At 75.2% G+C, this 19,588-nt stretch carries 15 protein-coding genes, 1 pseudogene and 1 riboswitch; of the genes and pseudogenes, 8 read left to right on the top strand and 8 right to left on the bottom strand.

The genetic code is table 11. The annotated features are described in order from the left end of the window. Together ACK586_RS10770 and ACK586_RS10765 are read left to right on the top strand one after the other, a co-directional pair. A complete protein-coding gene (locus ACK586_RS10770) occupies positions 1-669 on the top strand; it encodes a CoA transferase subunit B (protein ID WP_409330474.1) in 669 nt (222 codons plus the stop codon). Between the two features lie 28 nt (positions 670-697). Continuing rightward, positions 698-1,519 carry a DUF1028 domain-containing protein gene (locus ACK586_RS10765; protein ID WP_409330473.1) on the top strand — a complete coding sequence of 274 codons (822 nt, stop codon included), beginning with the start codon at positions 698-700 and terminating at the stop codon, positions 1,517-1,519. Positions 1,520-1,564: 45 nt separating this feature from the next. On the opposite strand, the gene ACK586_RS10760 is transcribed toward ACK586_RS10765, so the two are convergent. Beyond that, a complete protein-coding gene (locus tag ACK586_RS10760; protein WP_409330472.1) occupies positions 1,565-3,739 on the bottom strand; it encodes an MMPL family transporter in 2,175 nt (724 codons plus the stop codon). A 6-nt stretch (positions 3,740-3,745) separates the two neighbouring features. After that, positions 3,746-4,339: a TetR/AcrR family transcriptional regulator gene (locus ACK586_RS10755; RefSeq protein WP_409330471.1), complete on the bottom strand. Its 594-nt coding sequence runs from the start codon at positions 4,337-4,339 to the stop codon at positions 3,746-3,748. A gap of 213 nt (positions 4,340-4,552) precedes the next feature. Further along, a riboswitch (cyclic di-AMP (ydaO/yuaA leader) is annotated at positions 4,553-4,696 on the top strand. 7 nt (positions 4,697-4,703) lie between these two features. On the opposite strand from ACK586_RS10755, the gene ACK586_RS10750 reads away from it, so the two are divergent. Further along, positions 4,704-5,777, top strand: coding sequence for a LysM peptidoglycan-binding domain-containing protein (locus ACK586_RS10750; protein WP_409330470.1), 1,074 nt, complete (start codon positions 4,704-4,706; stop codon positions 5,775-5,777). Between the two features lie 120 nt (positions 5,778-5,897). Here ACK586_RS10750 and ACK586_RS10745 read toward each other — a convergent pair whose 3' ends face one another. Together ACK586_RS10745 and ACK586_RS10740 are read right to left on the bottom strand one after the other, a co-directional pair. Then, positions 5,898-7,550, bottom strand: coding sequence for a cation:proton antiporter (locus ACK586_RS10745; protein WP_409330469.1), 1,653 nt, complete (start codon positions 7,548-7,550; stop codon positions 5,898-5,900). 193 nt (positions 7,551-7,743) lie between these two features. Continuing rightward, a complete protein-coding gene (locus ACK586_RS10740; RefSeq protein WP_409330468.1) occupies positions 7,744-10,551 on the bottom strand; it encodes an HAD-IC family P-type ATPase in 2,808 nt (935 codons plus the stop codon). Between the two features lie 216 nt (positions 10,552-10,767). On the opposite strand from ACK586_RS10740, the gene ACK586_RS10735 reads away from it, so the two are divergent. Together ACK586_RS10735 and ACK586_RS10730 are read left to right on the top strand one after the other, a co-directional pair. Then, positions 10,768-11,400: a universal stress protein gene (locus ACK586_RS10735; RefSeq protein ID WP_409330467.1), complete on the top strand. Its 633-nt coding sequence runs from the start codon at positions 10,768-10,770 to the stop codon at positions 11,398-11,400. 123 nt (positions 11,401-11,523) lie between these two features. Continuing rightward, the gene (locus tag ACK586_RS10730; protein WP_409330466.1) at positions 11,524-12,762 is read left to right on the top strand and encodes an AI-2E family transporter; all 1,239 of its coding nucleotides are present in this window, start codon (positions 11,524-11,526) and stop codon (positions 12,760-12,762) included. Between the two features lie 45 nt (positions 12,763-12,807). On the opposite strand, the gene ACK586_RS10725 is transcribed toward ACK586_RS10730, so the two are convergent. Then, positions 12,808-14,439 carry a LuxR C-terminal-related transcriptional regulator gene (locus tag ACK586_RS10725; protein WP_409330465.1) on the bottom strand — a complete coding sequence of 544 codons (1,632 nt, stop codon included), beginning with the start codon at positions 14,437-14,439 and terminating at the stop codon, positions 12,808-12,810. Between the two features lie 90 nt (positions 14,440-14,529). On the opposite strand from ACK586_RS10725, the pseudogene ACK586_RS10720 reads away from it, so the two are divergent. The 3 genes and pseudogenes from ACK586_RS10720 to ACK586_RS10710 form a co-directional block, all read left to right on the top strand. Then, positions 14,530-14,832 (top strand): annotated as a pseudogene (locus ACK586_RS10720) (hypothetical protein); the annotation flags it as partial. Positions 14,833-14,917: 85 nt separating this feature from the next. After that, positions 14,918-15,664 (top strand): class I SAM-dependent methyltransferase, encoded by a 747-nt coding sequence (locus ACK586_RS10715; RefSeq protein ID WP_409330464.1) that lies wholly within the window; start codon positions 14,918-14,920, stop codon positions 15,662-15,664. A 68-nt stretch (positions 15,665-15,732) separates the two neighbouring features. Beyond that, a complete protein-coding gene (locus ACK586_RS10710) occupies positions 15,733-16,404 on the top strand; it encodes a pyridoxamine 5'-phosphate oxidase family protein (RefSeq protein ID WP_409330507.1) in 672 nt (223 codons plus the stop codon). 174 nt (positions 16,405-16,578) lie between these two features. On the opposite strand, the gene ACK586_RS10705 is transcribed toward ACK586_RS10710, so the two are convergent. The 3 genes from ACK586_RS10705 to ACK586_RS10695 are packed head-to-tail and all read right to left on the bottom strand — an operon-like array spanning position 16,579 to position 19,556. Continuing rightward, positions 16,579-17,748, bottom strand: coding sequence for an acyl-CoA dehydrogenase family protein (locus ACK586_RS10705; RefSeq protein ID WP_409330463.1), 1,170 nt, complete (start codon positions 17,746-17,748; stop codon positions 16,579-16,581). Positions 17,749-17,786: 38 nt separating this feature from the next. Further along, entirely contained in the window at positions 17,787-18,350 is a 564-nt protein-coding gene (gene purE / locus ACK586_RS10700; RefSeq protein ID WP_425330375.1) for a 5-(carboxyamino)imidazole ribonucleotide mutase, read from the bottom strand. Next, the gene (locus tag ACK586_RS10695) at positions 18,351-19,556 is read right to left on the bottom strand and encodes a 5-(carboxyamino)imidazole ribonucleotide synthase (RefSeq protein ID WP_409330462.1); all 1,206 of its coding nucleotides are present in this window, start codon (positions 19,554-19,556) and stop codon (positions 18,351-18,353) included. Between the last annotated feature and the right edge of the window lie 32 nt (positions 19,557-19,588).

Raw genomic sequence — 19,588 nt, 5'->3', positions numbered from 1 at the left:
ATGACACTCACCCGCGAGCAGCTGGCCGCCCGGGTGGCCCAGGAGCTCACCGACGGCGCCTACGTCAACCTGGGCATCGGCATGCCCACCCTGGTGCCCAACTACGTGCCCGACGGCGTGCACGTGGTGCTGCACTCGGAGAACGGCGTCCTCGGCGTCGGGCCCTACCCCTTCGAGGGCGACGAGGACCCGGACCTGATCAACGCCGGCAAGGAGACCGTCACGATCCTGCCCGGCGCCAGCTTCTTCGACTCCTCGACGAGCTTCGGGATGATCCGCGGCCAGCACCTCGACGTCGCCGTCCTCGGCGCGATGCAGGTCAACCCCCGCGGCGACCTGGCCAACTGGCTCATCCCCGGCAAGATGGTCAACGGCATGGGCGGCGCGATGGACCTCGTCCACGGCGCCCGCCAGGTGATCATCATGATGGAGCACGTGGCCCGCGACGGGTCCCCGAAGCTGGTCGAGGAGTGCACCCTGCCGCTCACCGGCAAGGCCTGCGTCGACCGGGTGATCACCGACCTCGCCGTCGTCGACGTCACCCCGAGCGGGTTCGTGCTCCGCGAGACCGCTCCCGGCGTCACCGCCGACGAGGTCGTCGCGGCCACCGGCGCCCCGCTGGCCGTCGCCGACGACGTCCGCGAGATGTCGCTGCCGGCCACCGCCTGACCGCTCCGCAGCCCGTACGGCCGCCCCGGTGACCTTCTCGATCGTCGCCCGCGACCCGGCGACCGGCGAGCTCGGCATCGCCGTCTCCTCCTGCATCCTCGCCGTCGGCCGGGCCGTGCCCCGCGCCCGGCCGGGCGTCGGCGTGGTCGCCGTCCAGGCGCGCAGCCCGCGCGGCCTCGGGGGCGTGCTGCTCGACGGGCTGGCCGAGGGCACGCTCCCGGCCGACCTGGTGCGGCGTGCGGCGCACGCCGCCGAGGACGCCGACCGGCAGCTGGCCGTGCTGTCCGCCGGCGGCGCGATCGCCGCCGACACCGGGCCCGGCGCCTTCCCGGTGAGCGGGCACGTCGTCGCCGAGGCGGTCAGTGTGCAGGGCAACATGCTCGCCTCCGACGACGTGCTGCCGGCGATGCTGCACGCCTTCACCGTCACCGCCGGCGCACTGGCCGACCGGCTGCTGGCGGCGCTCTGCGCCGGGCAGGACGCCGGCGGGGATCTCCGTGGTCGGCAGTCGGCGGCACTGCTGGTGGTCGGCGGGGAGCCGGCGACCGAGGAGGACGACGGGGTGCGCGTCGACCTGCGGGTGGACGACTCCGGTGACCCGGTGGCCCAGCTGCGGGTGCTGCGCTCCCTGCAGGGCGCCTACGCCGAGCGCGACTACGACACCCTGGCCGTGTTCGCCCCCGAGGGGGCCCGCGACCTCTACGCCGCGCTGGCCGCCTCTCGCCGCGGCGACGCGGCCGCCGCCCGGCAGGCGCTGGAGGCGATGCGGGCGCGGCCGGGGTGGTCGCGGTGGCTGGCCGCGATGGCCGGCGACCAGCGGCTGTCCGCCGTCACCCACCTGCTCGGCTGACAGCGCCGGCGTCCGGGCGGTCCCGGCGCCGGCGCCGTCGCCGGCTCAGCGCGCTCCGGCGCCGACCGGCTCGTGCTCGGCCGCGTCGCGCCGCTGCAGCGCCGCGCCCTCGACGTCGAGGTGCGGCAGCCGGCCCAGCCAGCGCGGCAGCCACCAGGCCCGGTGGCCGAGCAGGGCCAGCGCGGCCGGCACCAGCACCATGCGGACCACGAAGGCGTCGAACAGGATGCCCATGGCCAGGGCGAACGCGATCATCTTGATCGTCGGCTCGCCGGCCGGCACGAAGCCGGCGAAGACCGAGAACATGATCAGCGCGGCGGCGACGACGACCGGGGCGGCCTGCCGGAAGCCGGTGCGGACCGCCGTCAGCGGATCGGCGCCGTGGCTGTGCGCCTCGTGCATCCGCGAGACCAGGAAGATCTGGTAGTCCATCGCCAGGCCGAACAGGATCCCGATCACCAGGATCGGGGCGAGGCTGATCAGCGGGCCGGTGTCGTCCAGGTTCACCAGGTCGGCCAGCCACCCCCACTGGAACACCGCGACGGTCGCACCGAGCGAGGCCCCGACGGTGAGCAGGAAGCCCAGGACGCCGATCACCGGTACCAGCACCGAGCGGAAGACCAGCACGAGCAGCACCAGCGCCAGGCCCACGACCAGCACGAGGTAGACCGGCAGCGCGTCGTCCAGGGCCTGGGCGACGTCCACGCTCACGGCCGTCTGACCGGTCACCGACACCTCGACCGCGTCGAGGTCCCCGAGCTCGCCGCGCAGGTCGGCGACGAGCTGCTCGGTGGCCGGGTCGGACGGTCCGGACTCCGGGATCACGTTCAGCGTCGCCGCGGTGCCGTCGGGCGTCGCCTGGCCGGGCACGACCCGGGCGACGTCGTCGGTGCCGGCGACCACGCCCAGGGCCTCGTCGCGCGCCGCCGCGGCGTCCTCGCCCTCGAAGAGGACGACGAGCGGGCCGGTGAAGCCGGCTCCGAAGCCCTCGACGAGCAGCTCCTGGGCCCGCTGGGCGGTCGTGCCCTCCGGCGGCTCCTGCACCAGCGTGGTCTGCATGGAGCCGAAGGGGATCGCGATGGCGCCGAGCGCGAGCACGGTCGCGACGAGCGCCAGGACCCGCCGGTGGGTCACCGTGGCGATCCAGCCGGAGAGCAGACCGCCCCGCCGCGCCGGCCGGCCGGCCCCGTCCCCGCCGGCCGAGGCGCGCTGCCGGCGCGGCAGCGCCCGCGGTCCGAGGAAGCCCAGCACGGCCGGCACCAGGGTGAGCGCGACGAGGACGGCGACGACGATCGTCAGCGCCGCGGCGATGCCCATCTGGGTGAGGAAGGGGATGCCGACGACGGACAGCCCGGCCAGCGCGATCACGACGGTGAGGCCGGCGGTGACCACGGCCGATCCGGCCGTGCCGACCGCGGTGGCCACGGCCGTGGGCACGTCGGCGCCGCGGCGCAGCTCCTGCCGGTGCCGCGTGATGATGAACAGCGCGTAGTCGATGCCGACGGCCAGGCCGAGCATCGCCGCCAGGATCGGCGTGGTCGAGGAGAGCTCGGTGACGCCGGTGGCGATCGTGATGCCGGCGACGCCGATCCCGACGCCGACCACCGCGGTGAGCAGGTTCAACCCGGCGACGAGCAGCGAGCCGAAGGTCACCGCCAGGACGACCAGGGCGACGACGACGCCGACCACCTCCGCGGGACCGCCGACGTGCGGCGGCTCCTGCACCGCCTCGCCGCCGACCTCGACGGTCAGGATGCCGCTGCCGGCGTCCTCGACCGCGGCGAGCAGCGCGTCCTGCTGCTCCGGGGTCACCTCGCCGGGCGCGGCGTCGTAGGCGACGGTGCTGTAGGCGATCGTCGGCTGGGCCGAGTTCACGCCGGGGTTGGCCGGGTCGAACGGGTCGCTGGCCCCCACGACGCCGGGCAGCTGCCCGAGGTCGGCGACCAGGGCCTGCACCGCCGGGACGTCGATCACCCCGCCTTCGGGCGAGGCGAAGACGACCCGCGCCGTGGCCCCGGAGGGACCGTCGGGGAACTCCTCGGCGATCCGCTCGAGCGCGTTGGTCGACTCCTGCCCCGGGATCGAGAAGCTGTTGTCGGTCTCCCCGGACAGGGTGACGGCGCCGACGCCCCCGCCCACGAGGACCACCAGCCAGACGAGCACGACGGGCAGCCGGCGCCGGTACGCGAAGGCCCCGAGTCGGGACAGCAGGACAGCCATGCGGGATCAGGCCTCCACCTGGTGGGGATCGGGGGGCGGCGCGCCGGGGCGGCGGTGGCCCAGCGCGTCGGAGCAGGTGGCGACGATGTGCCGCCGCCACTCGGTGGTCGTGCCCGCGGAGTGCGCGGCGAGGGTGAGGACGGCGAGCGCGGACAGGGCGCCGACGACCCGGACGAGCCGCTCGGCCTCGGCCGTCTCCTGCTCCACGCCGAAGGCGCGCAGCACCTCGGTGCCCGCCGCCGCCGGCTCCTCGGTCGCGGGCCCGGGATCGGTGGCCGGTCCGAGCATCAGGGCGACGATGCCCGGGTGGGCGAGGGCGACGTCCACGAGGATCTCGAGGGCCCGCAGGTCGCGCTCGCGGCCCGGCGGCAGCTCCGCCACCGCGCTCACGACTCGCCGCCCCATCCCCTCGGCGTGCGCCAGCACGGCCTCGTAGAGGGCGTCCTTGCTCGGGTAGTGGTGCAGCAGACCGGCCTTGGACAGGCCGACGGCGACCGCGATGTCCTGGACCGACGTCTTCGCGAACCCGCGACGGGCGAACAGCCCGGCGGCGCGGTCGAGGATGCCCTCGTCCACCTGCTGCCGGAACGGTCGTGCCACGTGTCCACGGTAGGCGGATGCCGACCGGATCGGTCGGGAAACCGGCCGTAGGGGTCGGGTGGGTTTCGTCACGGCCCCTGGACACGCCGGTACGAGCAGTGCGGACGCCGAGCATGATCTGCGTCACGACGACAACTGACATCTCCATACGTAGCGTCTTGGCAGCGTTCCGCACAGTGAACGCGGCGACCGGTCCGCCCAACCCTGCCCACCGGTCGTCATCCACTCCTCCCAGGGCAGGGGTGGGGGACCCAGGTCTCCACGGCGCATCCGCGCCTCGGGGTGAAGCCGCGCAGCGGCCGGGCACCGATCGCCCGAACCCGACAGCTCACCTCACCGGCGGTGATCGGAGAACTCACACCCCGTGTCCAAGCACCGCGCTCCCCGCTACGTCCGCACCAAGAAGGCCCTCTCCCGCGCTCCCCTCGCCGCCGGCGCCACCGTCGTCGGGCTCGGCGTCTTCGGCTCGCCGGCCACGGCGCAGGCCACCCCCGCCGTCCCCGACTGGTCCGGCGCCGCCGACGCCCACGTGCAGCACGCACACGGCTCGGCGTCCTCGGCTCCCGAGACCTACGAGGACACCACCGCGAGCTACGGCCGGCACGCGGCTCCGGACGGCACCTACACCGTCGTCCGCGGCGACACCGTGTCCCGCATCGCCGCCGACTTCGACCAGCCGTGGCGGGAGCTCTACCACCGCAACGTCTCGGCGATCGGCGCCGACCCGGACCTGATCTTCCCCGGCCAGGTCTTCACCCTGAGCGGTTCGGTCGGGACCGTCCCGGGCACCAACGGCCCCGCGGGCGACTCGGTCCCGCCGGCCCCCGAGCCGGCTCCGGCCCCCGACGCCGCCCCGGCACCCGAGGCCGCCCCAGAGCCGGAGCCCGCGCCCGCGCCCGCGCCCGCACCGGAGCCCGCGGCGGAGGCGGCCCCGGAGCCGGCCCCTGCGCACGCCCCCGAGCCCGCGCCGGCCCCTGCTCCCGAGCCGGCCCCTGCGCCCGCCCCCGAGCCGGCTCCGGCTCCGGTCGCCGCAGCGGCCCCGGCTCCGGCGCCGGTCGCCGCGGCCGTCGAGGCGGTCGCGCGCATCACCAACAGCGCCGGCCCGATCCGGCCGCCGGCGCAGGCCGCCGCGAACGCGGTGGTGTCGAACGTCCCGGGCGCCGCCGCCATCACGCTCGGCGGCACCCGCGCCAGCGCGGTCGACCCGCACGGCCACCCCTCGGGGCTGGCCGTCGACTACATGGTCATGCGGGACAACGCCCTCGGCGACGCCATCGCCCAGTACCACCTCGACCACTGGGGCGAGCTGGGTGTCGAGTACGTCATCTGGGAGCAGCGGATCATCACCTCCCCCGGTGGCGCCTGGCGGGCGATGGCCGACCGCGGTGGCGTGACCGCGAACCACTTCGACCACGTGCACGTGAACTACGTCGGCTGAGCCGACACGGCGGGCACCCCCGCAGCACGACGACGGCCGCCCGGTCCTGCACCGGGCGGCCGTCGCCGTCGCGGGGTGTCCCCGGACCGGCGGACCGGCCCGCCGGTCATCCCCGGCCGGTCACCTCGCCGCGCCCCACGTCCCGGCCTCCTCGAGGAGGATGGCGGCACCGCTGTCGGCGGCCGCGTGGAAAGGCCGCAGGACGACGTCCACACCGGCGGCCTCGAGCCGGTCGGCATCGTGGTCGTTGTGCGCGGTCAGCGCGACCGATCCGGTGAAGCCGGCCTGCTCCAGACCGTGCAGGAGGGCCAGGTTGACCGACCGGTCGGGCACGGTGCTGACCACCCACGACGCGCCGCGCAGCGGCAGCGCGTCGACCAGCTCGGGCTCCTCAGCGTCCCCGTAGAGGGTCTGCGCGCCGTCCTTGCCGACCCGCTCCAGGGCCTGCGGATCGCTGTCGACGACGAGCACGCGGGCCTCCCGGGCCAGCAGCTGCCGGACGAGCCGGCCGCCGTAGCGGCCGGCGCCGACGACGACGAGGTCGACGCCGCTGTCGGCGGCGTCCCCGCTGTCGTCCGCGTGCCGCGGCCGCGCCCGCTCGAAGACCGACAGGAGCGGCGCCAGCCGGGCGTAGAGCGCTGCCGAGTAGAGGATCATGTAGGTGGAGAGCGCGATGGTGATGACGCCGACCGCGGTGACGAGCCCCACGGTGTCCGCGGTGATGTGCCCGAGGCTCAGCCCGAGCGCCGCCAGGACGAGGGAGAACTCGCTGATCTGGGCCACGGTCAGCCCGGCGAGGAGGCTGGTCCGCTTCCGGTAGCCCATGAACCCCATGATCACCAGGACGATCAGCGGGTTGCCGACGAGGACCAGCAGCGAGAGGGCGACGGCGGGGCCGATCCGGCCCAGCGCCTCCGCGACGCCCAGCCGTGAGCCGAGGTCGATGAAGAAGAACAGCAGCAGGAAGTCCCGGAGGCCGATCAGCCGGGAGCCGATCGCCTCCCGGTAGGGCGTGGCGGCCAGGGAGATCCCGCCGAGGAACGCGCCGACCTCGATGCTGAACCCCAGCGCGTCCCCGAGGCCGGCCAGGGCGATGCCCCACGCGAGTGCGGACAGCAGCAGCAGCTCTTTCGAGCGGGCCAGCCAGGCCAGGGCGCGCGGCAGCACGTACCGCATGGCCAGGAGGATGCCGCCGACGAAGAGCACGCCGCGGCCGAGGACCACGAGCAGATCCGGGACCAGGTCGTCACCCCGTCCGGCGGTGCCCACGGCGGTCAGGGTGACCATGACGATCACGACGACGATGTCCTGGACGATGAGGAAGCCGACCGCGATGCGGCCGTGCAGCTGGTCGATCTCCCGTTTGTCCGACAGCAGCTTGACGATGATGATCGTGCTGGAGAAGGCCATGGCCACGCCCGCGTAGAGGGCCGGGACCACCGGCAGCCCGACCAGCCGGGCCAGACCGAAACCCACGGCCGAGGTGAACGCGACCTGGCCCAGGCCGGTGGCCACGGCGACCGGTCCGGTCGTGCGGATCAGCTGCGGATCCAGCTTGAGCCCGACGAGGAGCAGCAGCAGGGCGATGCCGAGCTCGGCCAGCAGGGCGACCTGGTCGTTGCCCTCCACCCACCCGAGCCCGGCCGGGCCCACCAGGACCCCCACGGCGATGAACGCGATGATCAGCGGCTGGCGGAGCCTGACCGCCCCGGCGGCGACCACCGCGGCGACCGCGAGGAGAGCGGCGACGACGTGGAACGCGTGCTCGGGCACCTCACTCCCCTCCGGCGGTCAGCCGGCACCCCGCCCGCGCACCCGTCGGCCGCGGCGAGGGTGACGACGGGCACGACGCCGAGCCGTTCGCCGGCTCGCCGGGGACGGCGGCCACGGGCCTCCACCGATCGGCGGCTCGCACCGTGATCCACACCGGGCAGCGCCACGTCCGGACCGCGCCGCCCCGCGGTCCTCAGCCATCCCGCCTGCCGTCCGGTGGCGCCGCGGCGGGCGGCACCGGCCGGGGGCGTAGCCGGCGGCCCAGCCACTTCTCGACCTCGACGACCAGGAAGACGACCACCCCGACGCCGGTGATCCCCAGCCACCACAGCGGCGGGATCGGCGCGCTGTGGAACAGCCGGTTCATCCACGGCGCGTAGGTGAACAGCAGCTGGAGACCCAGCATGGCCGTCAGGCCCACCGAGACCCAGCGGTTGCCCAGCAGGCCGAGCCGCCACATCGGCCGGTCCAGGGACCGGCAGTTGAGCAGGTAGGCGACCTGGACGACGACGAAGACGTTGACCGCGACGGTGCGGGCGACCGCGACCTCCTCGCCCTGGTCGAGCGTCCACTCGAAGAGCGCGAAGGCGCCGACCAGCATCAGCGCGGAGACCAGCACGATCCGCCCGGCGAGACGCCGGGTGAGCAGGGGGCGTGACGGCGGTACCGGCGGGCGGCGCATCACGCCGGGCTCGAGCGGCTCGAAGGCGAGCACGAGGCCGAGCGCGACCGCGGTGGTCATGTTCACCCAGAGCACCTGGACGGGCAGGACGGGCAGCGTCGTCGCCAGCGCCACGGCCACCAGGATCACCAGGCCCTGGCCGATGCTGGTGGGCAGCACGAAGGTGATGAACTTTCGCAGGTTGTCGAAGACGCCGCGGCCCTCTTCCACGGCGGCCTCGATCGAGGCGAAGTCGTCGTCGGTCAGGACCATGTCGGCGGCCTCCTTCGCCACCTCCGTCCCGCCGGCGCCCATCGCCACACCGATGTCGGCACGGCGCAGCGCAGGGGCGTCGTTGACGCCGTCGCCGGTCATCGCCACCACGTGGTCGTGCGCCTGCAGGGTCTGGACCAGCCGCAGCTTCTGCTCCGGGCTGACCCGGGCGAACACCGCCGTCCCGGCCACCAGCCGCGGCAGGTCGTCGTCCGGGTGGGCCGCCAGCTCCGGCCCGGTGACCACGGCCGGGGCGCCGCCGGAGCCCAGGCCGAAGCGCTCGGCGATGGCGCGGGCGGTGGCGGCGTGGTCGCCGGTGATCATCTTGACCTCGATGCCGGCGTCCCGGCAGGCGGCGACGGCGGTGATCGCCGCGGGGCGCGGCGGGTCGAGCATCGCCTGCAGGCCCAGCAGGGTGAGCCGACCGTCGAGCAGCTGCTCGGACAGCGCGGTCGTGCCCGGGGGGAGCTCGACCCGGCCCGTCGCCAGCACCCGCAGCGCCCGCCCGGCCAGCTCGTCGGCGCGGGCGTGCACCGCGTCGGCGTCCACGGCGACCGTCGTGCCGTCGTCGCGCAGCTCGCAGGCGGCCATGCCCAGCAGCCGCTCGACCGCGCCCTTGACGTAGGCGACCGTCCGCCCGGACGGATTCCGGTGGAGCGTGGCCATGTACCGGCGGTCGGAGTCGAACGGCATCGCGTCCACCCGGGGCAGCTGCTGCCTGAGCCGGCCGGGGTCCAGGCCGGCCTTCTCCGCCGCGACCAGCAGCGCCGCCTCGGTGGGGTCACCGGCGACGTCCCGCCGATCGGTGGGTCCGGTCAGCCGTGTGTCGTTGCACAGCGCCCCGGCGACCAGGCACTCCCGCAGCACCGGCTGCTGCTCCAGGTCGACCGGGACACCGTCGGCCGGGATCCCGCCGGCCGGGACGCCCCCGGCCAGGACCCGGCCCTCGGGCGCGTAGCCGGTGCCGGTGACCGCGTAGCTCCGCGCGCCGGCCACGATCGTGGTGACCGTCATCGCGTTCGCCGTCAGCGTGCCGGTCTTGTCGGTGCAGATCACGGTGGTGCTGCCCAGGGTCTCCACGGCCGGCAGCCGGCGGATGATCGCTCGCCGGCAGGCCATCCGCGCCACCCCGATGGCCAGGGTGATCGTGACCACGGCCGGCAGGCCCTCGGGGATCGCGCCGACGGCCAGCGCGACGGCGGCGGCGAGCATCTCGCCGGCCGGTTCACCGCGCGTGGTCCCGAGGCCGAACGTCAGCGCCGCGAGCCCCAGGATGGCCACGGTGAGCACCCGGCTGAACCGGCCGATCTTCCGGGTCAGCGGCGTCTCCAGCGCCTCGGCCTCGCCGACCAGCCGGTGGATGCGCCCGATCTCGGTGTCGGCACCGGTGGCCACCACGATCCCGCGGCCCCGCCCGCGGGTCACCAGCCCGCTCGAGTAGGCCATGTTCGACCGGTCGGCCAGCGCGGTTCCCGCGGGGAGCTCCACCGGCACCTTCTCCACCGGCACCGACTCGCCGGTCAGCGCCGACTCTTCGACCTGCAGCTCGCGGACGGCGAGGAACCGCAGGTCGGCCGGCACCCGGTCGCCGGTCTCCAGGACCACCACGTCACCGCAGACGAGCTCCTCCGAGGGGATGCGGTGCCGGACGCCGTCGCGCACGACCGTCGCCCGCGTGCGGACCATCGCCATCAGGGCGTCGAGGGCCTGCTCGGCACGCGCCTCCTGCACGAAGCCGATTCCCGCGTTGATCAGCACCACGGCGAGGATGACGGCGGCGTCGACCACCTCGCCCAGCGCCAGCGTCGCCGCCGCCGCGGCCAGCAGGACGTAGATCAGCGGGTGGTGGAACTGCTGGAGGAAGCGGAGCAGGGGGCCGCGCCGGTCGATCCGCGGCAGCGTGTTGGGCCCCTCGAGGTGCAGGCGCCGGGCGGCCTCCCCACCGGCCAGTCCCCGCTCGGGGTCGGTCTCCAGCAGCAGCACGACCTCGTGTGCCGGCAGCTCGTGGTGGTCGCCGCGCCGAGCCGGGGGAGGGTCCGTTCCGGTGTGGCCATGCCCCAGCCTCACCGGCACCGGCGACGGGCGGGCAGGGACCTACGGCCGGGAGGGGCAGGACCAACGGGTCGGCGTGGCGGCCCGGGCCACGGTCCTCCGGCGGCCCCGGCACCGGCCGCGGGTCCGACGTCCCGTCGATGCGCGACCGTCGCCCCTTCCGGACCGGGGGCCGACGGCCGAGGGTGGGGCCGACCGAGCTGGGCACGGACCCGGAGGGAGTTCCGGCGGATGCCGACGTCGTGGTGGGTGGCCCTCGTGGTGCTGCTCTGGCTGGTTCTCGGGCTCGGTGCGGCGCTGCTGTTCCTCGGCCGGCACGGGCACCGCGCCGGCACGTGGTACTTCCTGGGGGCCGCGCTGGGTCCGCTGTTCGTGCCGATCGCGATGGAGCGCGGCCGGCGCGCCGGCCGGGTGCTCGAGCGCACGCCCGGGGCCGAGCACGGCGCCCCGGGGCGGCCGACCGTGCTCGTGGGGGTCGACGGGTCGGCCGAGTCCGACCGCGCCGTGCGCGACGCGGTCCGGCTGTTCGCCTCCGCACCGGCTCGCATCGTCCTGGCCGCCGTGCTGGACCCCGACGCCGCGGAGTTCGACGGCCCCGGAGCGCGCCGGGAGTGGCACGACCTGCTGGCCGAGCGGGCCGGCTGGTTCCCTCCCGGCGGGCCGGCCCCCGGGCTCGAGCTGCGGTGCGGGCAGCCCGACCTCGTCCTGCTCGAGGCCGCCGAGGCCGCGGGCGCCGACGCCATCGTCATCGGCCGCCGCGGCCGCGGCCTGTCCCACCGGCTGCTCGGCAGCGTCGCCCAGTCCCTGACCCGTCGGTCGACGGTCCCGGTCCTCCTCGCCGGTCCGGCGCCGCGGTCGGACTAGTGACCCTCTCCGCGACGGCGGCGATCCCGGCGCGAGCGCTTGCGGCCCGAGCGCACGACGATGGGACAACCCCGGCCCGGGCGGGTAGGGCCCCGCTCGACCTGCGCCGAGGGGAGGCCGGAGATGGCGAGACGGATGCCGTTCGCCGCGCTGCGGGCGGCCGCGGCGCGGCAGAACGCCTCCCCCGTCCCGGTGGCAGGGGTGGGCCGCCGCGTGCCTCCCTCGACCGACCGCGTGACGCTGCTGCAGCGGGAGGCGACGATCGCCGGGCGCTTCCTGGTGATCGGCCTGGCCGCCGTCGGCGCGATCTGGCTGGTGCTGCAGGTCCAGCTCCTCGCCGCCGCGGTGGTCCTCGGGCTCGCCCAGGTCGCCCTGCTGTGGCCGATCGCCCGGTGGCTCCGGGAGCGGGGCGCGCCGGCCGCACTGGCCGCGATCGTCTGCGTCGTCGCCTACGTGGCCTTCTTCCTCAGCGTGCTCACGTTCCTCGTCCTGCGCGTGATCGACGCGTGGCCCGGACTGGTGGCTGCGGGGACCGACGCCGTGCAGTCGCTCACCGAATGGGCGCAGAACCGGACCGCCGATCTCGACAGCCCGGTGCTCGACCAGCTCATCGACCAGCTCGAGGCCTCCGCGGGCGGCGCGCTCGGCGGCCTCGGCGGGGCCGCGACCCAGGCCGTGAACGCCGCGGGCCAGGTCGTCACCGTCCTGCTCATCGCCCTGTTCTTCACGCTCTTCGCGCTCACCGGCGGCGACGGCCTGTGGCGCGGCTTCGTCGGCATGCTGCCGGGGGGCTACCGCGCCCCGACCGACGCCGCCTTCCGGTCGGCGCTGCGCACGGCCGGCGCCTGGTTCTACGCGGCCACGGCCACCGGGCTCATCGACGGCGTCCTCATCGGCCTGGGGCTCTGGGTGCTCGACGTCCCCCTGGCCCTGGCGATCGGCGCGCTGACCTTCCTGTTCGGGTACGTGCCCCTGGTCGGGGCGACCATCGCCGGGGCGGTGGCGGTGGCGGTCGCCGGCGTCACCGGCGGCTGGACGACCGCCCTGTGGGCCCTGCTGATCGTCGTCGCCGTGCAGCAGATCGAGGGCAACCTGCTCGCGCCGCTGCTGCTGTCCCGGGCGATCAACTTCCCCCCGCTGGTCGTCCTCCTGCTGACGACCGGGGCGGCCTCCGTCTTCGGCCTGCTCGGGCTGTTCCTCGCCGTCCCCGTGGCCGGGGTGCTGGCCGCCGCGATCCAGGGCTGGCGCCGGGAGGTCGCGGAACCGGCCGCTCCACCGGCCGCTCCACCGCCCGAGGAGCCGGAACCCGTTCCGGAGGAGGACCCGGCCGAGGAGGTCCCGCCCCGGCCGACCGGGGGCTAGACCGGCGCCACCCCCGGGGACCCCGCACGCCACCGGGGGCCGGGTTCACGCCTCCGACGGGTCGGCCAGCCCGTGCCGGAAGGCCACGGCCGCAGCCTCGGTGCGCGAGGCCACGTCGAGCTTGGCGAAGATGTTGGACAGGTGCCGGGCGACGGTCTTCTCGCTGAGAGTCAGAGCCGTGGCTATCTGCCGGTTGGTGCGGCCGGCGCAGACGGCGCGCAGCACCTGCACCTCGCGGGCGGAGAGCCCACCCGGCGGCTCACCGCTGCCGAGCACGCCGTCGAGCCCGCGGAGGTCGTCGACCGCGCCGAGCTCGACGAAGACCGCCCGAGCCGCCTCGACCTCGTGCGCGGCGGCCTCGCCGTCATCGACCCCGGCCAACGCCTGCGCCCGTCGCACCCTCATCCGTGCGGCGTCGTAGGGGACCTCGAGGTCTCGCCAGCGCCGCCAGGCCTCGCGCAGCACCGGCAGTGCCTCGGCCGCCTCGCCGCGGGCCAGGCGGGCGAGACCGACCGCCTCGGCGGCGCAGGCCAGCAGGCCGGGGGTCTGGAACGTCCCCGCCAGCCGGTCCAGCTCACCGGCCGCCAGCGCCGTCACGTCGGACTGGCGGCAGGCGAGGGCGACCTGGGCCTGGGCGAGCAGCAGCGGGACGCGGTCCAGGTCCCGGTCGGCGCTCGCCAGCGCGCTGCGCAACGCCGCGGTCGCGCCCCTGCCCTCGGCCAGGCGCAGCAACGCCAGGCCGGGCTGGGGGTCTCGGCCGAGCTCGTGCGCCCGCGTGAAGTGCTCCTGCGCGGCGCGGTGCCGGCCGCGCAGCCGGTGCAGCTCGGCGATCCGGTAGTGCCCTTCGGCGACCACGCCGACGTTCATGTCGGCGAGGTCGCGGCACGCCGTGGCGGCCTCCTGCGCGGCGGCCGTCCAGCGCCCCTCCAGGTGGTGCAGGTGCGCGCGGTGCACCCGGCAGATGCCGGTGGACATCGCGGCGTTGCTGTGCTCGTCGCACCAGCGCTCGGTGGCCCGGGTCCAGGCGCGGGCCCGGTCGAGGTCGGCGAGCTCGAAGAACAGGTCCATCACGTGGCAGTAGAGGTTGCCCGCCCAGTTCGGGGCCACCTGACCGGCCCGCACCGGCAGCATGGCCTCGTCGATCACCGCCAGACCCGACGTGACGCGGCCGCGCCGCACCTGCGCCCCGCCCTCCAGGACCAGCGCGACGGCGCACAGGGTCGGATCGTCGTGCCGGTCGGCGAGCTGCTGCATGGCCCGGCTGCGCTCGATCGCCTCCTCGTAGCGGCCGGCGCCGAGTGCGCCCTCGACGTCGAGGTAGGAGAGGTAGCCGTGCGCGGCTGACTCCGGGGCGTCCTCCAGCAGCCGCTTGGCGCGGCTGATCCACCCCGACCCCACGGTCGGCTCACCCCGCAGCATCCACAGGAAGCCGATCTCGATGGCCAGCATCGCCGCCTGTGGCACCTGCGCGCCGTGCAGGTGCCGTCGGTACACCTGCTCGGACAGGGCCAGTGACTCCTCGGTGTGCCCCAGCCACCAGGCCGCGTCGGCCAGCGCTGCCAGGTCCTGGGCTCCCAGCGGCTCGTTCTCGGCCGCCGCGCGGTAGAGGGCGTAGGCCTCGTCCCACCGGAAGCGCCCGGACGCCTCGCGGCCCCGCTCGAGCACGTCGCCGGCCATGCGCGCGACCTCCCTCCGCGGTATCGAGGTGTCAGTACCCGATGGGTCGAACCACCCACACCGGCCCTGCGGGAGTGGGTCACAGGCCCGATGCCACGCCCGCGGGCGCCCGGCACGGTGAGGGGACAGCAGCGCTCGGACAGCGACGGTCGACCGGACCAGCAGATGGAGTTGACGGCCATGACGCTCGACACCGCCACCCAGGCCTTCCTGGAGCGCTACGGCGCGGACCAGGCCGCCGCCGCGCACGCGGCCACCGTCGTGATCGGCGACCAGCTGGGCCTGTACCGGGCCCTGGCCGACGGCGGCGCCCAGACCGCCGAGCACCTGGCTGCGGCGACCGGCTGCCAGCCGCGGCTGGTGCGGGAGTGGCTGGGCGCCCAGGTGGCCAGCGCCTACGTGCGAGCACGACGACGGGCGCTACTGGCTGACCTCCGAGCAGGCCGCCTGCCTCGCCGACCCGGACAGCCCGACCTTCGTGGCCGGCGGGGCGCTGGTGGTCAGCGCGAACCACAAGGACACCGAACGCGTGGCGAGCGCGTTCCGCTCGGACGGCGGCATCGGCTGGGACGAGCACCACCGCGACCTGTTCGAGGGCACCCGCCGGTTCTTCGAGCCGGTGTACCGGGCCCACCTGGTGCCGTGCTGGATCCCGGCCCTCGCCGGGGTGCACGACCGGTTGGTGGCCGGCGCGCGGGTTGCCGACGTCGGCTGCGGACTCGGCGCGGCGCTGATCCTGCTCGCGGACGCCTACCCGAACTCGAAGTTCGCCGGGTTCGACGACCACGCCGGGTCGATCGACGGGGCGCGCAAGGCGGCCGCCGCCGCCGGGGTCGCCGACCGCGTGACCTTCGAGGTGGCCGGCTCGGACGACTTCGGAGGCCACGGGTACGACCTGGTGTGCATGTTCAACGCCCTGCACGAGATGGGCGACCCGGTCCGGGCCGCCCGCCACGTCAGGGACGCGCTCGCCCCCGACGGCACGTGGATGTTCACCGAGCCGCGGGCCGACGACGAGCTGATCGAGAGCACCCGGGCCAGGACCTTCTACTCGGTGTCGACCTTCGTCTGCACGCCCAGTGCGCTGTCCCAGCCGGGCGGCGAGGCCCTCGGTGCGCAGGCCGGCGAGGACGAGTTGCGCCGGGTGGTCACCGCCGCCGGGTTCTCCGCCTTCCGCCGCGCGACGGAGACGCCCACCTTCATGGTCCTCGAGGCCCGCCCGTGAGCGGCCGCCCGCAGAGCCCGGACCCCGTGCTGCCGGACGCCCGACGACAGTCGGGCACAGGAGCCCCGGTGCCTTCCGACGGGACCGACCCCTTCTACACCCCCGACCAGCGGGCGTTGCAGGAGGCGACCGGCAACCGGGCGCTGGCCGACCGGTTGGTGGACGCGATCGTGCGTCCCCGCCTCGACCCGGACTCCGCGGCCTTCGTCGCCTCCCGCGACTTCTTCCTGCTCGCCACGGTCGATGCGGCTGGTCGTCCGACCGTGTCCTACAAGGGCGGGGCACCCGGCTTCGTCCACCTGCCCGACCCGGGCACGCTGGTGTTCCCCAGCTACGACGGCAACGGCATGTTCCTGTCGCTGGGCAACATCGCGACGAGCGGCAGGATCGGGATGCTCTTCCTGGACCTGGAGACCCCGCACCGGCTGCGCGTGCAGGCGACCGCCTCCGTCCACGACGACGACCCCGCGATGAGCCGCTACCCGGGCGCCACCCACCTGGTGCGGGCGCGCGTCGAGGCGACGTTCGTCAACTGCGGCCGCTACCTGCACCGCTACCGGCGGGTCGCGCCGTCGCGGTTCGTCCCGGACGTCGAGGGAGACCAGCCCTACCCGGCGTGGAAGCGCATCGACGCCCTCCAGGACGCGCTCCCGGCCAGGGACCGGGGACGGGCCGCGCAGGAGGGCGGCGAGATCACCATGGACGAGTACGCGGCGCGCGTCGTGGCCGGGGAGCCCTGAGCACCGGGGATCCGGGACGGGCGAGGTTTGTGCCGCAGGCCCGACCGGGCAGCCGGCGGCAGCCCCCGGACGACCCACGAGCCTCGGTGGAGCCGGTGCCGATCACTTCGGCGGCCCTCCCCCGGCACCCCCGTGGAGGGGCCTGCGACTCCCCGCGACCTGCGGGAACGCTCGCTACTTCAGGAGGCTCCGGGCGATCACCATGCGCTGGATCTGGTTGGTGCCCTCGTAGATCTGGGTGATCTTGGCGTCGCGCATCATCCGCTCGACCGGGAAGTCGGAGGTGTAGCCGGCGCCGCCGAACAGCTGGACGGCGTCGGTGGTCACCTTCATCGCGACGTCGGAGGCGAACGCCTTGGCCGCGGCGCACAGCCGGCCGAGGTCCGGGTCGACCCGGCCGCCCTCGTGGGCGGCCTCGCCGCGGGCGGCGGCCACGTAGACCAGGTGCCGGGCGGCCTCGATCTGGATGGACATGTCGGCCAGCATGAACTGCACGCCCTGGTTGTCGGCGACCGCGCGGCCGAACTGCTTGCGCTCGCGGGTGTAGGCGACCGCGGCGTCCAGCGCCCCCTGCGCGACGCCGACGGCCTGCGCGCCGATGGTCGGGCGGGTGAAGTCCAGGGTCCGCAGCGCGGTCTTGAAGCCGGTGCCGGGCTCGCCGATGATCCGGTCGGCCGGGATGGTGCAGCCGGTGAAGTAGAGCTCGCAGGTGGGCGAGCCCTTGATGCCCATCTTCTTCTCCTTCGGGCCCACCTCGAAGCCCGGGTCGTCGCGGTGCACGACGAAGGCGGAGATGCCGTTGGCCCGCTTCTCCGGGTCGGTGACGGCCATGACCGTGTACCACTCGGAGACCCCGGAGTTGGTGATCCAGGCCTTGGTGCCGTCGAGCACCCAGGAGTCGCCGTCGCGGCGGGCGCGGGTCCTCATCGCCGCGGCGTCCGAACCCGCCTCCCGCTCGGACAGGCCGTAGCTGATCATCGCCCGGCCCTCGGCGATCGAGGGCAGCACGCGCTGCTTGAGCTCCTCCGAGGCCGACAGGATGATCGGCATCGAGCCGAGCTTGTTCACCGCCGGGATGAGCGAGGCCGACACGTCGACCCGCGCGACCTCCTCGATGACGATGCAGGTCGCGATCGCGTCGGCGCCCTCGCCGCCGTAGGTCTCGGGGACGTGTGTGGCGTGGAAGCCGGCCGCCGTCAGCGCCTTCTGCGCCTCGACCGGGAAGCGCGACTCCGCGTCCACCTCTGCCGCGAACGGCGCGATCTCCCGCTCGGCGATGTCGCGGACGGCCGCCCGGATCGCCTCGTGCTCCTCGGTCAGCTGGTACAGCCCGGTGCCACTCACGCCCCGATGCTAGGACGTCCACGCACCCGTGGCGTCCCTCAGCCGGGGGTGACGTCGCTCGCCAGCCGCTCCTGCAGGGCCGCATCGCGGGCCAGCACCGACGCGGCGAGGTCGGCCTGGAAGCGCTCGACCGCCGCACGCAGCGTGTCGTCCGCGGCGGCGAGGATGCGCACCGCCAGCAGCCCGGCGTTGCGGCCACCGCCGATGGAGACCGTCGCGACCGGCACGCCGGCGGGCATCTGCACGATCGACAGCAGGCTGTCCAGGCCGTCGAGCCGGTCCAGCGGGCGGGGCACGCCGATCACCGGCAGCGGCGTGGCGGCGGCGACCATGCCGGGCAGGTGCGCCGCTCCCCCGGCGCCGGCGATCACCACCCGCAGGCCGCGGCCGGCGGCGGACTCCGCGTAGTCGAGCATCCGCCGCGGCGTGCGGTGCGCCGACACCACGTGCATCTCGTGCGGGACGCCGAACTCCGCGAGCGCCTCGGCGGCCGGCCGCATCATCGGCCAGTCGGAGTCGCTGCCCATGACGATGCCGACCAGCGGGCCGGCTGCCGGGCCTGCTCCGGAGACCGCTCCGGGGCCCGACCGGGGATCTGCCACTCAGTGCTCCTCGGGAAACGCGAAGGCCGGGTCGACGACGCCGTCGGCCAGGTACCGGGCGGCGGCGACGGCGCGGGCGCGGACCTCGACGAGGTCGTCGCCGAGCGCGGTCACGTGCCCGAGCTTGCGGCCGCGGCGCTGCCCCTTGCCGTACCAGTGCAGCTTCACGTCCGGCCAGTGCGCCATGAGGTGGTGCACCCGCTCGTCGAGGCCGGGCCCGGACCACCCCTGCTCGGCGGCGTCCCCGCCGAGGACGTTGGCCATCACGACGACCGGGGCGGTCATCGCCGTCGACCCCAGCGGGTAGTCCAGGACGGCGCGCAGGTGTTGCTCGAACTGGCTGGTCCGGGAGCCCTCGATGGTCCAGTGCCCGGAGTTGTGCGGGCGCATGGCGAGCTCGTTGACCACGACGCCGCCGGCGGTCTGGAACAGCTCGACGGCCAGCAGGCCCACGACGCCGAGCCGCTCGGCGATGCGGATCGCGAGCTCCTGCGCGGCGGTTGCGGTGGCCTCGTCCAGGCCGGGCGCCGGCGCCAGGACCTCGGTGTTGATCCCGTCGCGCTGCACCGTCTCCACCACGGGCCAGACCGCCACCTGCCCGAACGGCGAGCGGGCGACCTGGACGGCGAGCTCGCGGACCATGTCCACCCGCTCCTCGGCCAGCAGCCGGCCGTGCTCGGCGAGCACCGCGAGTGCTGCGTCGAGGTCGTCGACCACGAACACCCCGCGCCCGTCGTACCCGCCGCGAGGGGGCTTGAGCACGATGGGCCAGCCGGAGGCGCCGGCGAAGTCGGCCAGCCCCGTGTCGGTGGTGACCTCGGCCCAGGCCGGCTGCGGCTCCCCGGCCACAGCGAGGGCGGAGCGCAGCACGAGCTTGTCCTGCGCGTGCACCAGCGCCGCCGGGCCCGGCGCGACCCGCACGCCGTCGGCCTCCAGGGCCTGCAGGTGCTCGGTCGGGACGTGCTCGTGGTCGAAGGTGAGCACGGTCGCCCCCTCGGCGACCGCGCGCAGCGCGGCGAGGTCCCGGTGGTCACCGAGCCGGACGTCGGCGGCCACGAGGGCGGCGGACTCCGCGGGATCGGTGGCCAGCACGCGCAGCGACTGCCCCAGCGGGATGGCCGCCTGGTGGGTCATGCGCGCGAGCTGACCGCCGCCGACCATCGCGACGACGGGCAGACGGTCCCGCGGGCCTCCGGATGCGCTCATCGCGACGGCACCCTAGCCGCCGGCCGGGCGCC

Source organism: Trujillonella humicola (assembly GCF_046233715.1).
GTDB lineage: Bacteria > Actinomycetota > Actinomycetes > Mycobacteriales > Geodermatophilaceae > Trujillonella > Trujillonella humicola.
The sequence above is the reverse complement of the archived record's forward strand: the minus strand, read 5'-3'. Positions and strand labels throughout refer to the sequence as shown.